This is a genomic window from Mycolicibacterium aichiense (assembly GCF_010726245.1).
In the GTDB taxonomy this organism is placed as follows: Bacteria; Actinomycetota; Actinomycetes; order Mycobacteriales; family Mycobacteriaceae; genus Mycobacterium; species Mycobacterium aichiense.
The window spans coordinates 5,186,661-5,201,862 of sequence record NZ_AP022561.1 but is presented as its reverse complement, the minus strand read 5'-3'; the positions used below and the strand labels follow the sequence as shown (position 1 = coordinate 5,201,862).

The window sequence follows — 15,202 nt, the reverse complement described above, 5'->3', positions numbered from 1 at the left end:
GACATGGCAACAACGAACCTGAGGGACCGCGTCGTGGTGGTGACCGGCGGTGCCCGCGGCATCGGAGCGGCGACCGCGTCGGCGTTCGTCCGGGCCGGAGCCAAAGTGGCCATCGGCGATGTCGACATCGCGCAGTCGGAACTGACGGCGGCCGAGATCGGCTGCTGGTGGGGCGAGGTCGACGTGACGGACCGGGCCAGCTACCAGTGCTTCCTGGACTCGGTGACCGACGCCCTCGGCCCGCTCGGCGTGTTGATCAACAACGCCGGCATCATGCCGGTGACGCCGGCGGTCGAGGAATCGGCCGACTCGATTCAGCGCCAACTCGCCATCAACGTGGCCGGGGTCATCTACGGAACCCAACTCGCGATGGAGCGGATGGGGCCGCGGCACTGCGGTCACGTCGTCAATGTCGCGTCCGCTGCGGCCCGAATGGGCTTCGGCGGAGTGTCGACCTACACCGCCACCAAGTTCGCGGTCGCCGGTTTCACCGAAGCCGTCGCCCTCGAGGCCGCCGCGAGTGGCATCACCTTCACCACCGTCTACCCGGGCATGGTGAGAACGGAGCTTTCCGCCGGGCTCTCCGACCACTGGCTCCTGCGGACCTGCGCCCCCGAGGTGGTCGCCGACGCGATCGTGGAGGCGGTTCGCCGCGGCAGACGATCGGTGTACGTGCCGCGCCGGCTCGGCCCGCTGACCGCCGTCTACGGACTACTGCCCGCCCGGGCTCGCGCTGCGGCGATGGGCCTACTCGGTGCCGACCACCGGATGCTCGACGGAGACGGCGACGTCCGCCGGTCTTACGACTCGCGGATCAGTGAGGGCCTCCAGAACTGACGCGTGCCGAAATTTCTTGCCAAGTCGCTGCCCAGCGGTCGTTTCCGTGGATAGGTTGAGGGTGCCAATCCGGGGGATGGACCGAGCCGGGGGGCAACGACGGAGGGGATCGCTGCCCCCCGTTTTGGTGCCTGAGATCAGAGCCAGGCCGACCAGAACCGGGTCAGCGCAGACCCGATCGCCGCCAGACCGCCGGGCACTCCGGAGAGGTCGAAGAACCAGAAGACCACCGAGAAGAACCATCGGTTCATGGCTGGGGCCAGCAGCAGAACCAGCAGGAACAAGAACCCGAACTGCTTGGCCGGGGCCACCGCTCGCTGCGTTTCAGGGCTCAGGTGTGGCTCGAGCGCGCCGTAGCCGTCCAGGCCCGGAATCGGCAGCAGATTCAGCAGCAGGGCGGTGATCTGCAGGAACCCCAGGAACGCCACCGCTGACCAGAACACGCCGTGGGCGGGGTCGTAGAACATTCGGGTGGCCACCAGCAGCACGACGGCCAGCAGCAGATTGGCTGCCGGGCCCGCCAAGCTGACCAGGGTGCGTTGTCGCGGCGTCATGAAGAAGGTGCGGACGTAGACCGCGCCCCCCGGCAGCCCGATGCCGCCGAGGGCGATGAACAGCAGCGGAAGAGCCAGCGACAGCAGCGGACTGGTGTACTTCAACGGGTTGAGGGTCAGGTAGCCGCGGATCGCCACATCGTGATCGCCGAAGCGCCAGGCCGTGTACGCGTGGCCGAACTCGTGCAGGCACAGCGACACCACCCAGCCGGCGATGACGAAGATGAACACCCCGACGTAGGCCAGCGGCCGCACGGTTTCGGCGGCCAGCCAGGCCAGCACCCCACCGGCAACAGTGATCGCAACGATCACCAGGAAGACGGGGCTGGGCCGCACCGACTGGCGCAGCGGTCGAACGCTCACCTCACGAAACTACCCGAGACACCGCCGCGACCTGGTCCTCACGACACCCGCAGCCACCCCGTGGTGTGCCGGTAAAACGCCGAGCGTTTGACCTCTCGCGGCATCAGCGACCCGTCACGCACCACTCGCGCACCGGTGGTGCCGAGCTGGACGGCGCGCCCGGTCAGCCAGCGCCGCGGGCGCATCCGGCCGGTCAGCACCGCCGCCCGCAGGCCGGGCATCGCCGCGATCGGCTCGACCCGGACCCCGGTGACCGCGCCATCGAACAGCACCTGGTCGTCGACGACGGCTTCGCCCTCGATCACCCGCTCCTCGCCGGGCGGCAGCCAGAACGCGGCGTCCACCAACGCCGTTCCGGTCTCGTCGCGGATCAACGGAATACGTTGTGCCACACCGGTCAACGCGCGCCGGGCACCGCGCCACCGCGATATCGTGGCGACTTCCACGTCGAGGCGTTCGAGTCGCATCAGCCGGGTCAGCACCACCGCCAGGTCGGCCGTCGAGCCCACCACGATCACCCGCGAGGCCCCTGCGGCGGCGGCGTCGATCTGGGCCGGATCGTCGCCGTCACGGTGCTCCAGGGCGGCCAGCGCGCGGGGCAGCCGGCGGCCCCCGAAACGCAACACGGTGATCGTGGTGTTGGTCAACGACACTCCTCGTGCTGCGCTCCGATAGGGTAGGTCACCGGCTGCACCACAATAAGCAGGAGAAATACCATGCCGGCAATCGTCCTCATCGGCGCCCAGTGGGGTGACGAGGGCAAAGGAAAAGCCACCGATCTGCTCGGTGGACGCGTGCAGTGGGTGGTGCGCTACCAAGGCGGTAACAACGCCGGCCACACCGTCGTACTGCCGACAGGCGAAAACTTCGCCTTGCATCTCATCCCGTCGGGCATCCTCACCCCCGGCGTCACCAACGTCATCGGCAACGGTGTCGTCGTGGACCCGGGGGTACTACTGGGCGAGCTCGCCGGGCTGGAGGATCGTGGCGTCGACACGTCAGGCCTGCTGATCTCGGCGGATGCGCACCTGCTGATGCCCTATCACGTGGCGATCGACAAGGTCACCGAGCGGTACATGGGCAGTAAGAAGATCGGCACCACCGGCCGCGGCATCGGACCCTGCTACCAGGACAAGATCGCCCGGATGGGCATCCGCGTCGCCGACGTCCTGGACCGCGATCTGCTTGCCGCCAAGATCGAGGCCTCCCTCGAACTCAAGAACCAGGTTCTGGTCAAGATCTACAACCGCAAGGCGCTCGACGCCGACGAGGTGCTCGAGACGCTGCTGGCCCAGGCCGACGGCTTCCGGCACCGCATCGCCGACACCCGCCTGCAGCTCAACACCGCGCTGGAGTCCGGCGAGACGGTGCTGTTGGAGGGCTCTCAGGGCACGCTCCTCGATGTCGACCACGGCACCTACCCGTACGTCACGTCGTCGAACCCCACCGCGGGCGGCGCCGCGGTCGGCTCCGGCATCGGGCCCACCCGGATCACCACAGTGCTCGGGATCCTGAAGGCCTACACCACCCGGGTCGGATCGGGTCCCTTCCCCACCGAGCTGTTCGACGAGAACGGCGCGTATCTGTCCAAGACCGGCGGCGAGGTCGGCGTCACCACCGGCCGAGCACGCCGCTGCGGCTGGTTCGACGCGGTGATCGCCCGCTACGCCACCCGGGTGAATGGCATCACCGACTACTTCCTCACCAAGCTCGACGTGTTGTCCAGCCTGGAGACGGTGCCGATCTGCGTGGGCTACACAGTCGACGGCAAGCGCACCGACGAGATGCCGATGACCCAGAGTGACATCGCCCGTGCCGAGCCGGTATACGCGGAGCTGCCCGGCTGGTGGGAGGACATCTCCGGCGCCCGCGAGTTCGACGACCTGCCCGCCAAGGCGCGGGATTACGTGCTGCGTCTGGAAGAGCTTGCCGGAGCCTACGTTTCGTGCATCGGTGTCGGACCGGGACGGGACCAGACGATCGTGCGCCGCGACGTGCTGGCCCCCCGATGACCGATCGTGACGAATACGAACTCGACCCCGACTACTACAAGCACGGCGGCTTCCCGAAGTTCGAAGTCGCCCGGCCCGGTGAAGGTTTCGGCCGGTTCTTGACCGCGATGCGACGGGCGCAGGACCTGGCGGTCTCGGCCGACCCGGACCCGGACACCTGGACCGCGGCAGCCGACCTTGCCGATCGACTGGTCGCGCTACTCGGACCGTTCGAAGCGGCCGAAGGGGTCGGGCCCGCCAATCGGGTGCCCAGCCTGCCGGGTGCCGGCAGCCTGCTGATGCCGCCGTATCGGGTCACCCAATTCGATTCTGAGGCAGTCGAATTGACGGTCCGGTTCAGCCGGTTCCACGTCGGGGGCAACTACGCCGTGCACGGCGGCGTGCTGCCGCTGACGTTCGACTCGGTATTCGGGATGGTCATTCACGCCACCGGCCGGCCGATCAGCCGCACCGCGTTCCTGCATGTCGACTACCGCAGCGTCACCCCGATCGACACCGAGCTCACGGTGCGCGGATGGCTCCGGGAAGCCGAGGGTCGCAAGGCCTTCGTCAACGCCGAGATGCGAGATCCGGACGGCACGCTCTGCGCAGAAGCGCACGGATTGATGGTGCGTCTGCTGCCCGGGCAGCCCTGACGTCTGTCACGATGATGACGTGGCCGGCTCCAACATTGACACCAGAGGCTCGTCAACCCTGAAAAGCCTGACCACGCCGCGGGCCGCCGCGGCGGCCGGGGTCGCGTTCGCATTGTTGTTCGGCGCCAACCTGATCCTGATCCGCTCGTCGCTGCCCGAGGGGGCGCAGCCCGGATCGCAGTGGCTGGACGCCGCCGGCGGCAAGATGAAGATCGCGGCGGTGTTGATGCCGTTCGCGGGGATCAGTTTCCTGTGGTTCATCGGCGTCGTGCGCGACGGCCTTGGCAGGCTCGAAGACCGGTTCTTCTCGACGGTCTTCCTCGGCAGCGGACTGCTGTTCCTGGCCATGATGTTCGTGACGAGCGCGATCGGGGCGGGTCTGGCGGCAGGCAACAGTGCGCTGGGCCACGATCTGCTCGGCCACAGCGAGGTGGCGCTGTTCGGGCAGATGGTGGTGCTGACCCTGTCGAAGACCTATGCGCTGCGGATGGCGGCGGTATTCATGATCTCGCTCGCCACGATCTGGCTTCGCACCCGCCTGATGCCGCGCTGGCTGGTGTATGTCAGCTATCTGCTCGCGGTGGCGCTGCTGATCGCCAGCGACGTCAGCATGTGGCTCACCCTGGGCTTCCCGATCTGGGTCCTGGTGGTCAGTGTTCTACTGCTCGCCCGTGCGGGCATGTTCGAGGATCACCAGGCGACCGGCAGGGACCGCAGTCCGTAGATGAAGTGGAACGGCTTGAACTCGATGTCGTCGAACGGCTCGGCGCAGGCCAGTGCCGGGAAGCGGCGCAGCAGCGCCGGGAACGCGATCCGCATCTCCATCCGAGCCAGCGGCGCGCCGAGGCAGTGATGCACCCCGTGGCCGAATGCCAAGTGGCTCACGATGTCTCGTCTGATGTCCAGGACGTCGGGATCGTCGACGAAGGCCGCATCCCGGTTGCCGGACGCCAAGGACGCCAGCACCAGGCTGCCGGCCGGGATCGCAACGCCGGCAACCTCGGTGTCGGTGGTGGCCAGGCGGGGGATGCTGCTGTGCACGATCGACAACCAGCGCAGTAGCTCCTCGACGGCGGGGGCGACCGCGTCCGGGTCGTCACGGACCGCGGCGAGCTGATCGGGGTGGCGCAACAACGCCAGGGTGCCCAATCCCAGCATGTTCGACGTGGTCTCGTGCCCGGCGAGCAGCAGCAGGCCGGCAATCCCGATCAGCTCGTTGTCGCTCAACTCCGTGCCGTGGTCCCGCACCAGCATGCCGAGCATGTCCTCACCGGGGGCGTGTCGGGCCGCCGTCACCAGCGTGCCCATGTATTCGCGTCCCTGGCGTACCAGCTCCAGGCGTTCGGGAATCGGGATGGACAGATCAAGCTGACGGGCGCTGCGTCGCTGGAAATCGTCCCGGTCGGAATACGGCACGCCGAGCAGTTCGCAGATGACCAGCGACGGGATCGGCAGCGCGAACTCGGCCACCAGATCGGCCGGCGAACCGGCTGTCTCGAGCGCATCCAGTCGTGACTCGACGATCTCGACGATGCGCGGTTCGAGCGCTTTCATCCGGCGCACGGTGAACTCACCGGTCAGCATCCGCCGCAATCGGGTGTGCTGGGGCGGATCGAGGGCGAGCAGGTTGCCTGCGCGGTTGCTGGCCTGCTCCTCCTCGGGCAGCTGTGGTGCACCGGGGACCACGAAGCCCGGCGGCCGTCCATTGGCGAAGTGCTCGTGGTCGGACAGCACCGCCCGGACGTCGTCGTAACGCGTGATCAGGTACACCTGCATGCCGAACGCGTTGACGGCGGTGACCACTCCGCTGCCGTCACGGATCTCGCGTAGTTCCGGCGTGGGATCGAACCCGTTGCGCCGCATATGCAGTGGTGGCAGTGCGGCCGCAGACGTCATCCCACGACGTTACGCGCCTTCGGCGGGTTCGATCTCTGCGCGGGAGAACGCCGGCCACCAGATCGCCGGGCCGATCAGGGTGAACAGCGCCGGGATCACCACCGTACGAACCACGAAGGTGTCCAGCAGGATGCCCAGGCCGACGATGATCCCCAGCTGGGTGAGCACGATCAGCGGCAGCACGCCCAGCACGGTGAACACCGCCGCCAGCACGATGCCGGCGCTGGTGATGACCGCGCCGGTCGCCGAGACCGCCCGCACGATCCCACCACGGGTGCCGTGCTGCGGGGTCTCCTCGCGGGCGCGGGTGACCAGGAAGATCGTGTAGTCCACCCCGAGGGCGACCAGGAACAGGAACGCGAACAGCGGGGTGGTGTTGTCCAGCGCGGGAAAGCCGAGCAGGTGCACGCTGACCCAGCCGCCAAGGCCGAGTGCGGCCATGGTGGACAGCACGGTGGCGGCGACCAGGATCAACGGCGCCAGCGCCGCCCGCAGCAGGATGTACAGCACCGCGAGAACGACGATCAGGATCGCCGGGATCACCACCCAGCGGTCGTGAACCGCCGCGTTCTTGGCATCCAGTGCCTGTGCGTCCGATCCGCCCACCAGCGCGCCGGGATCGACTCGATGGACTGAATCTCGAAGGGCGGCAATGGTATCGAACGACGCATCGGAGGCGGGCTCGGCGGCGAGCACGACCTGCCATTGGCTGAGCCCGCTGGCTGAGTTGCCTGCCGGGTTGACCGAGATGACGCCCGGGGTGGTCCGGATGGCCTCCTCCAGCGCGGCGCCCGCGTCAGCGCGGCCGATGACCCGGGTCGGGTCGGTCAGCCCGCTGGGGAAGTGAGCCGACAGCGTCCGGTAGCCGGCCACCGAGTCTGCGCTGACCCGGAACTGGTCGATCTGGTTGAGCCCCACCGGGGTTGCCAACAGTCCGGTCGCCAGCACGATCAGCACAGCCGTGGAGGCGACGGTGACCCGGCCGGCGTGGTTGGACACCCAGTCCGCAACCCGATGCCAGGCACCGGTGGCAGTGATCTGTTCGCCGCCGGGACGAGGGATGAACGGCCAGAACAGCTTCGGGCCGAATAACGCCAACAGCGGTGGCAGCATCAGCAGCACGAACACTGCGGCGACCACCAGTCCGGAGGCGGCCTGGACACCGAGGCTGCGGGTGCTCGGCGATGACGCCAACAGCAGGGTCAGCAGGGCCAGCACCACGGTGGCGTTGCTGGCCGCGATCGCAGGCCCGGCGAACCGGACCGCGGTGCGCAGCGCCGCCCGGTGATCGGGCGCTGAGCGCAGCTCCTCCCGATAGCGCGAAATCAGCAGCAGCGCATAGTTCGTCCCGGCACCGAATACGAGAACGCTGGTGATGCCCGACGTCGATCCGTCGGCGGTCATGCCGGTGCCCTCGGCGATCGCCGAACCCAGCACCGCGGCCACCCGGTCGGCGAACGCGATGACGAGAAGAGGCACCAGCCACAGCACCGGCGATCGGTAGGTGATGATCAGAAGCAGCGCGACCACCGCGCCGGTGACGGCCAGCAGGGTGATGTTCGCGCCGGAGAACGCATTCGCGATGTCGGCGCCGAATGCGGGGCCGCCGGTGACGTTGGTTGTCAGGTCGCCGGGTAGTCCCGCCTTGGCGGCCTCCCGCAGCGACTTGACTTCGTCGTTGAGTGCGAAGCCGGACAGTGTGGAGTCAACCGGCACCGGCGCGAGGGCGGCCTTGCCGTCCTCGGATGCGGTGACCGGGATCGGCGGACCGCCCGTGCCGGTGGCGGCGACCATCCGCCCGCGGGCGGCCTCGGCGGCGGCCAGGTCGGCAGGGGTCAGCGCCTCGCCGTCGGTGCGCGTGACGACGAGGATCACCGGCGCTGCGCCGCCTCCGGGGAACTCCTTGAGCAACGCTGCGGCCTTGGCGGATTCCGCGCTGGGAGGAAGGGCGACCGGTGACTGATCGGCCGACGAGCCCTGCCCCAAGGCGCCCATCAGTCCGCCGCCGATCACCGCGATGATCAGCGCCAACAGCCAGGAAAACCGCTTGCTGACAAGCTCGCCGACGCGGTCCCAGGCGGGTCGTCGGCCCTCGAATCCTCGGTGCATGACTCCAAGATAGCTTCATTTTCTTAACAGTTCATCTACTTAACGGATACTCTGGTGGCATGGAATCTCCCGGCAGGCCCGCGCTGGAGGCTGCCGTGGTCGCCGACGTGCAGGCGCTGTCCGCCGAATCGGATCAGATCGGGCGAGCCTTCGCCGGCATCCACCGGTTGTCCGCCAACGATTTCCGCGCACTGGTGCACGTGATGGTCGCGGAGAACGCCGGCACCCCGCTGACCGCCGGGGAACTGCGCACCCGGATGGGGCTTTCGGGTGCGGCGATCACCTACCTGGTCGAGCGGATGATCGAGTCCGGCCATCTGCGGCGCGACTACGACCCGTCCGACCGGCGGAAAGTGCTTCTGCGTTATGCCGACCACGGCATTGAGGTCGGCCGGGCGTTCTTCACGCCGCTTGCCACCCACACCCACCGCGCCCTGGACGAGATACCCGACTCTGATCTGGCGGCGGCCCATCGGGTGTTCACCGCGGTACTGGCCGCCATGGCAGACTTTCGCGCCGATCTGAATTCATAGCCGGTCCACCTGGCGGCCGCGTCATTTTTGCCGACTTTGCTGCGGGGCATGGTCAAGTAGGCAAAGCTATTGGCGTCTAACGGGTCTTGGGGAATCGGGTGATTGCGCGATGAAGCGAACCAAACAACTCTGCGTCGGCGTCGCGGCGGCAGGCATCTTCGGTCTGGGGTCGACGGTCGCGACCGCGATCGCCTACGCGGATTCGCCGGATTCCACCGCGGGCCCGTCGGCCGGCGCATCGAAGGCAAGCTCCCCCAACGCGGGGCCGAAAGCCCGCAATCGTTCGACCACCGCGGGCGCGGTGAGTAAGCCTGCGAAGCCATCCACAATCCGCAAACCCGCGGCGGCGGTACGTAAATCGGCAAGCCCGGCGGCAGAGGCCCTTTCGGCGGCTTTGTCCACCCTTGGCATCACGCCGGTGGTCTCCGGGAGCGGCGGGGCATCGTCGACGGTGTCGCCCGCGGTCGGCCGCAGCCGTCGCGGCCTGGTGATGACGGCAACCGCTTCCGCGGCCGCGGCGAGCAACGGCGGATCGGTCAGCGCGCTGGCCGCAGGCACACCGACCCACGTGCTGGTGATCGGGATCGACGGAACGAATCTCAGCGCCATCCTGTCCAACCCCGACAACGTCAACCTGCAAGCCCTGATGACCACCGGCACCACCGCAGCGTCGACCATGGTCGGGCACACCACGATTTCCAATCCGTCGTGGACGAGCATCTTGACCGGCGTGTGGAGTGAGAAGGCGGGTCTGTTCAACAATGTCTTCACGCCGTGGACCTACGACAAGTGGCCGACGGTCTTCAATCAACTCGAGGCGGCTGACCCCACCATCCAGACCACGGCGATCGCGGACTGGGAGAACATCGCTCAGATCGCCGGGGCCGGTTCGATTCCCGCCGACGTGATCAAGTTCTTCCCGAAGTACAACAACAGCTGGCTCGATACCGACGACCTGGTGGGCCAGGCGTCCGTCGACGCGATCAACGGCACCACCGCGGGCATCTCCAGCTTCAACTTCACCTACTTCGTCGGTGTCGACAACACCGGGCACGAGTACGACGCCGGGTCGCAGCAGTACAAGGATGCGCTCAAGAACGTCGACGACAACGTCGGCGACATCATGGCCGCGGTCACCGACTGGAACTCCGCGCATCCCGATGAGAAGTGGACCGTGCTGGTGACCACCGACCACGGCCAGGTGCCGTGGCCGACGATCCGGCTCGGCTCGGACATGCGGGCGCACGGCTTCCAAACACCGTGGGAGACGACTACGTTCGTGATCGCAAACGGCGCGGGCTTCACCGCGGGGGCGATCAACAACACGTATTCCAACATCGACATCACCCCGACGGTGGACGCACTGTTCGGGCTGACGCCCCCGTCGTACTCGGCGGGTTCGCCCCTGATGGACCTTGCCGGAAGTGATTACAAGCCGCTGGTCCCCGGCTTCGACGGGATCAACCAGGCGCTGACCGATGCGATCGCGATGTACGGGTATCCCGACGTGGCGACCAACATCGCCCTGGACCTCCGGACCGTCGCGGGATTCGTTCCGTATTTCGTGTACTCGCTGTTCAACGGGCTCACCGCGGACATGACCGGACCGTTCAAGCTGCCGATCCAGTTCGTCGGTGCGGTGCTCTATCAGCTGGTCAACATTCCGGCGCAGATCATCGCCCGGCTGACCGGGGTGACCGGCAACCAGATCATCCCGCCCGACCTGTGGCCGTACACGCCGGTGCCGGGTGTTCAGCCGTTGCCGCCGGCACCACCGACGGCCACCGTGCCGACGCCTGTGGCGATCGCGGTCTGAAACTGTCGTCCCCGCCTGGTTAGGTGGGGGCGTGCTCGACACCGTCGCTGTGGAGAACTACCGGTCGCTGCGCCGGTTGATCGTGCCGTTGCGCGGGCTCAATGTCGTCACCGGTGCGAACGGTGCCGGGAAGTCCAGCCTGTACCGCGCGCTGCGGTTGCTGGCCGACTCGGCGCGCAATGGCGCGGTCAGTGCGCTGGCCCGGGAGGGCGGGCTGAGCTCCACGATGTGGGCCGGCCCGGGAAAGACCGGCCCGGTGAGCCTGAAGCTCGGCTTCGCCGGTGAGGACTTCGGCTACGCCGTGGACTTCGGCCTGCCCCAGGAGACCGAAACAGCGTTCAACCTCGACCCCGAGATCAAGTCGGAAGCCGTCTGGGCGGGTGCGACGCTGCGGCCCTCGGCACTGCTGGCCCAGCGATCGGTGCGCACCGTTCTGCTCCGCGACGCCGACGACAGCTGGCACCCGGCGGCCACGCTGCGGCCGTTCGACAGCATGCTCAGCGAAGTCGCCGACCCGCAGGCGGCGCCCGAACTGCTGGCACTGCGCGAACGGGTCCGGTCGTGGCGGTTCTACGACCACGTCCGCACCGACAGCGACGCACCTGCCCGTCAGCCGCAGATCGGCACCCGCACAATGGTTTTGAGCCATGACGGCGCGGACCTGGCCGCGGCATTGCAGACCATCGCCGAAATCGGTGACGCCGGTGCACTGGCCGAGGCCGTGGACAACGCGTTTCCCGGCAGCAGGGTGCAGATCCGCACCGAGGGCCGGTTCGAGGTGACGCTGCGCCAGCCCGGCATGCTGCGTGCACTCACCGCGGCGGAGCTATCCGACGGCACGCTGCGCTATCTGCTGTGGGTTGCCGCGCTGCTCACGCCGCGACCGGCCGAGTTGACCGTGCTCAACGAACCGGAGTCCAGCCTGCACCCCGACCTGTTGCCCGCACTGGCCGCGCTCGTCGCGCGGTCCTCGGAGCGCTCGCAGATCGTGGTCGTCACGCACTCCGCCGCCTTGGTGGAGGCGCTGCGCAGGCGGCAGCGCGACGTCAACGCGATCGAGCTCACCAAGGAACAGGGCCAGACCGCAATCGTCGGCCAGGGCCTATTGGACGAGCCGTCCTGGCACTGGCCTGCGCGGGGATGAACCCACCTATCCTTGGGCATCATGCGCGTGATGCTGGTCGGGTCGGGTGAGCTGAGTCGGGAGTTGGTGCTGGCGTTCCAGCGACTCGGAGCCGAGGTGGTCGCCGTCGATCGCTATGCCGACGCACCGGCCCACGACGTCGCCGACGAGGCGCTGGTCGTGAAGATCACCGACCCCGACGAGCTGACCGCCGCCATCGCCCGCGTCGAACCGGAGTACGTCGTCGTCGACACCAATGCCGTGGCCATCGACGCGCTCCGGGCGGCCGCCGACAGCGGCGCCACCCAGGTGGTGCCGGGTGTGTACGCCACCCAGCTGAGCCTGGACCGCGAGGGGATGCGCCGGCTGGCCGCCGACGAACTGGGGCTGCCGACCGCGCCGTTCTGGTTCGCCGGGTCGGTCGCCGAGCTGACCGCCGTCGCCGACCATGCCGGCTTCCCGCTGGTGGTCAAGCCGGTGATCGGGGTGCCGGGTCAGGGCCAGTCGGTGCTGCTGCGCCCCGACGACGTCGAGCCCGCGTGGCAGCGCGCCGTCGCGGCCGGTGGCCGGGTGCCGCACAACCGGGTGCTGGCCGAGACCGTCGTCGAGATCGACTACGCCGTCACCTTGCTCACCGTGCGGACCGACGGGCCTGCCGGCCCGGCACTGCACTTCTGCGAGCCGATCGGGCATCGGCAGGTCGACGGCGGTGTCTTGGAGTCCTGGCAGCCTCAGCAGATGACGCTGGCGGCGCTCGGGGCGGCGAAGTCCGTGGCCGCACGCATCGTGCGGGCGCTCGGCGGCCGCGGCGTGTTCGGGGTGGAGCTGCTGGTACGCGGCGACGAGGTGTATTTCTCCGACGTCAGCGTGCGTCCCTACGACAGCGGGCTGGTCACCATGCGTACCCAGCGATTGTCGGAGTTCGAGCTCCACGCGCGTGCGGTTCTGGGGCTGCCGGTGGACACCATCATGATCTCGCCGGGCGCCGCGGAGGTCACCTACGGCGGCGCCGAGGAGAGCTCCGGTCGCACCGACATCAACCCCGCGGTGCTGGCCGAGGCCCTGGCCGTGCCAGAGAGCGATGTGCGCCTGCTGGGCAGGCACGAGGGTGCCGCGCGGTTGCGGCTGGGCGTCGCCCTGGCCACCGCATCCGATGTCACCGCCGCCCGCGATAGGGTTCGCCAGGTGTCGACCGCCCTGCACCGCGTGTGGCAGCCGTGACCGAACGTGAGGACGACGGCGCCAGCCCGATGCCCATCCTGATCGCGCTGGGTGTCGCGGTGCTGGTGCTCGCCGCGGTGGGGATCGCCTGGCTGGTCGACGACAGGAAGCCGATGAGTGAGGACGTGCTGGTCGGCCGCGCCGCGGTCGGGCAGAACGACGCGCTGCAGCGCGACAACTACCCGGATTTCCGCAAGTACACCTGCGCCGCGCAGCAGGGTGTCGAGGCGGATGTTCTTGGCGGCCAACAGAAGTCGAAGGCCGCACATGGTGCTCGATACGTCGACGATGTCACCGACGTGAAGATCGATGGTGACAAGGCCACCGCAACCGTCGTCTACCACTTCGAGAAGGCGGCGGATGCCAAGCTCAAGACCCCGATGACCTTCGTCCGGGAGAACGGGGAGTGGACCGTCTGCTCGCCCGGTCCGGTCTGAGAGCCATCCAGAATCGTGTGGAAGGATCGGACGGGTGAGTTACGCAGGAGATATCACCCCTGAGGAGAGCTGGAAGCTGCTCAGCGAGAACCCCGAGGCGGTGCTGGTGGACTGCCGTACCAACGCCGAGTGGCGCTGGGTCGGTGTGCCCGATCTGTCCAGCCTGGGCCGCAATGTGGTGTTCGTGGAGTGGAACCGCAGCAACGGCCAGCGAAACGAGGACTTCGTCGCCGAACTGAACGCTGCGGGCGTGACGGCCGGGGAGCGCCCGGTGGTGTTCATCTGTCGCTCCGGAAATCGTTCCATCCCCGCAGCCGAGACGGCGACTGCCGCGGGAATCGCGCCGTCCTACAACATGCTTGACGGGTTCGAAGGCCAGCTCGATGCCGACGGACACCGCGGCAGCAATGGCTGGCGTGCGCTGGGTCTGCCCTGGAAACAGTCATGACCGACTCGACTGATCCGGTGCCGTCGGTCCGGATCCCCGCGCCGCTGCCCGACGGGGTTAGCCAGGCGACCATCGGGGTTCGGGGTGGCCTGCTGCGCTCGGAGTTCGAGGAGACCGCCGAGGGGCTGTATCTCACCTCCGGGTACGTGTATTCGTCGGCCGCCGAGGCCGAGAAGGCTTTCACCGGCGAGATCGACCGGTACGTCTACTCCCGCTACGGCAACCCGACGATCTCGATGTTCGAGGAACGCCTGCGGCTGATCGAAGGTGCGCCTGCCGCATTCGCGACCGCGTCGGGCATGGCCGCGGTGTTCACCGCGTTGGGCGCGCTGCTGGGTGCCGGTGACCGGCTGGTGGCCGCTCGCAGCCTGTTCGGATCCTGCTTCGTGGTGTGCAACGAGATCCTGCCGCGCTGGGGTGTGGAGACCGTCCTCGTCGACGGTGACGACCTCTCGCAGTGGGAAGAGGCACTCTCGGTTCCGACGCAGGCAGTGTTCTTCGAGACCCCGTCCAACCCGATGCAGTCGCTGGTCGACATCGCGGCGGTTTCCGAAATGGCGCACGCTGCCGGGGCAAAGGTAGTGCTGGACAATGTGTTTGCCACCCCGCTGCTGCAGCAGGGTATCCCGCTCGGCGTGGATGTTGTGGTGTATTCGGGTACCAAGCACATCGACGGTCAGGGCCGGGTGCTCGGCGGTGCGATCCTCGGCGATAAGGAGTACATCGACGGCCCGGTGCAGAAACTGATGCGCCACACCGGCCCCGCGCTGTCCGCGTTCAACGCCTGGGTGCTGTTGAAGGGTCTGGAGACGATGGCGGTGCGGGTGGATTATTCGAACCGCTCCGCGCAGCGGGTAGCCGAGTTCCTGGAAGCCCAGGCCGGCGTCAACTGGGTGAAATATCCCTTCCTGGAATCACATCCGCAGTTCGATCTCGCGAAGCGACAGATGCGCGGCGGTGGCACCGTGGTGACGTTCGAACTGGACGGCGGCAAGGCACGCGCCTTTGAGGTGCTCGACAGGCTTCAGGTCATCGACATCTCGAACAACCTCGGCGACGCCAAGACGCTGATCACGCATCCGGCGACCACTACGCACCGTGCGATGGGGCCGGAAGGGCGCGCGTCGATCGGGCTCGGTGACGGAGTGGTGCGGATCTCGGTCGGCCTGGAAGGCACCGAGGACCTGATCGCCGACCTGGATCGCGCGCTGGGCTAGC

Annotated in this window: 15 protein-coding genes; 11 read left to right on the top strand and 4 right to left on the bottom strand. The window is 68.0% G+C overall.

The genetic code is table 11. The features are described 5' to 3' along the window. Positions 1-3: 3 nt before the first annotated feature. On the top strand, positions 4-837 hold the full coding sequence (locus tag G6N32_RS25105) for an SDR family oxidoreductase (RefSeq protein WP_115318421.1): 834 nt from the start codon (positions 4-6) through the stop codon (positions 835-837). Between the two features lie 137 nt (positions 838-974). On the opposite strand, the gene G6N32_RS25100 is transcribed toward G6N32_RS25105, so the two are convergent. Further along, positions 975-1,754, bottom strand: coding sequence for a site-2 protease family protein (locus tag G6N32_RS25100; protein ID WP_115318422.1), 780 nt, complete (start codon positions 1,752-1,754; stop codon positions 975-977). A 38-nt stretch (positions 1,755-1,792) separates the two neighbouring features. Further along, entirely contained in the window at positions 1,793-2,401 is a 609-nt protein-coding gene (locus G6N32_RS25095) for a peptidase M50 (RefSeq protein ID WP_115319032.1), read from the bottom strand. Positions 2,402-2,470: 69 nt separating this feature from the next. Here G6N32_RS25095 and G6N32_RS25090 point away from each other — a divergent pair, with 69 nt between their 5' ends. From G6N32_RS25090 to G6N32_RS25080, 3 genes are read left to right on the top strand one after another with little or no spacing between them, the layout of a single operon-like run. After that, positions 2,471-3,766, top strand: coding sequence for an adenylosuccinate synthase (locus tag G6N32_RS25090; protein ID WP_115318423.1), 1,296 nt, complete (start codon positions 2,471-2,473; stop codon positions 3,764-3,766). Continuing rightward, complete coding sequence (locus G6N32_RS25085; RefSeq protein ID WP_115318424.1) at positions 3,763-4,401, top strand: PaaI family thioesterase; 639 nt, start codon at positions 3,763-3,765, stop codon at positions 4,399-4,401. Before G6N32_RS25090 ends, G6N32_RS25085 begins: the two co-directional genes overlap by 4 nt. Before the next feature lie 19 nt (positions 4,402-4,420). Further along, positions 4,421-5,125, top strand: coding sequence for a hypothetical protein (locus G6N32_RS25080; protein WP_232077324.1), 705 nt, complete (start codon positions 4,421-4,423; stop codon positions 5,123-5,125). Here G6N32_RS25080 and G6N32_RS25075 read toward each other — a convergent pair. Further along, the gene (locus tag G6N32_RS25075) at positions 5,092-6,297 is read right to left on the bottom strand and encodes a cytochrome P450 (RefSeq protein WP_115318425.1); all 1,206 of its coding nucleotides are present in this window, start codon (positions 6,295-6,297) and stop codon (positions 5,092-5,094) included. The genes G6N32_RS25080 and G6N32_RS25075 overlap by 34 nt on opposite strands. Positions 6,298-6,306: 9 nt before the next feature. Next, positions 6,307-8,406, bottom strand: a complete 2,100-nt coding sequence (locus G6N32_RS25070) for an MMPL family transporter (protein ID WP_115318426.1) — start codon at positions 8,404-8,406, stop codon at positions 6,307-6,309. Positions 8,407-8,465: 59 nt separating this feature from the next. On the opposite strand from G6N32_RS25070, the gene G6N32_RS25065 reads away from it, so the two are divergent. From G6N32_RS25065 to G6N32_RS25035, 7 genes are all read left to right on the top strand, one after another. Further along, positions 8,466-8,939, top strand: a complete 474-nt coding sequence (locus G6N32_RS25065) for a MarR family winged helix-turn-helix transcriptional regulator (RefSeq protein WP_115318427.1) — start codon at positions 8,466-8,468, stop codon at positions 8,937-8,939. Positions 8,940-9,048: 109 nt separating this feature from the next. Continuing rightward, positions 9,049-10,755, top strand: coding sequence for an alkaline phosphatase family protein (locus tag G6N32_RS25060; protein ID WP_115318428.1), 1,707 nt, complete (start codon positions 9,049-9,051; stop codon positions 10,753-10,755). Positions 10,756-10,786: 31 nt separating this feature from the next. After that, on the top strand, positions 10,787-11,899 hold the full coding sequence (locus tag G6N32_RS25055) for an AAA family ATPase (RefSeq protein WP_115318429.1): 1,113 nt from the start codon (positions 10,787-10,789) through the stop codon (positions 11,897-11,899). Positions 11,900-11,920: 21 nt separating this feature from the next. After that, on the top strand, positions 11,921-13,099 hold the full coding sequence (purT, locus tag G6N32_RS25050) for a formate-dependent phosphoribosylglycinamide formyltransferase (protein WP_115318430.1): 1,179 nt from the start codon (positions 11,921-11,923) through the stop codon (positions 13,097-13,099). Further along, on the top strand, positions 13,096-13,536 hold the full coding sequence (locus G6N32_RS25045; protein ID WP_115319034.1) for an Rv0361 family membrane protein: 441 nt from the start codon (positions 13,096-13,098) through the stop codon (positions 13,534-13,536). Before purT ends, G6N32_RS25045 begins: the two co-directional genes overlap by 4 nt. 34 nt (positions 13,537-13,570) lie before the next feature. Then, positions 13,571-13,984: a rhodanese-like domain-containing protein gene (locus G6N32_RS25040; RefSeq protein ID WP_115318431.1), complete on the top strand. Its 414-nt coding sequence runs from the start codon at positions 13,571-13,573 to the stop codon at positions 13,982-13,984. After that, on the top strand, positions 13,981-15,201 hold the full coding sequence (locus G6N32_RS25035) for an O-succinylhomoserine sulfhydrylase (RefSeq protein ID WP_115318432.1): 1,221 nt from the start codon (positions 13,981-13,983) through the stop codon (positions 15,199-15,201). The genes G6N32_RS25040 and G6N32_RS25035 overlap by 4 nt, the downstream gene beginning before the upstream one ends. Position 15,202: the final 1 nt, after the last annotated feature.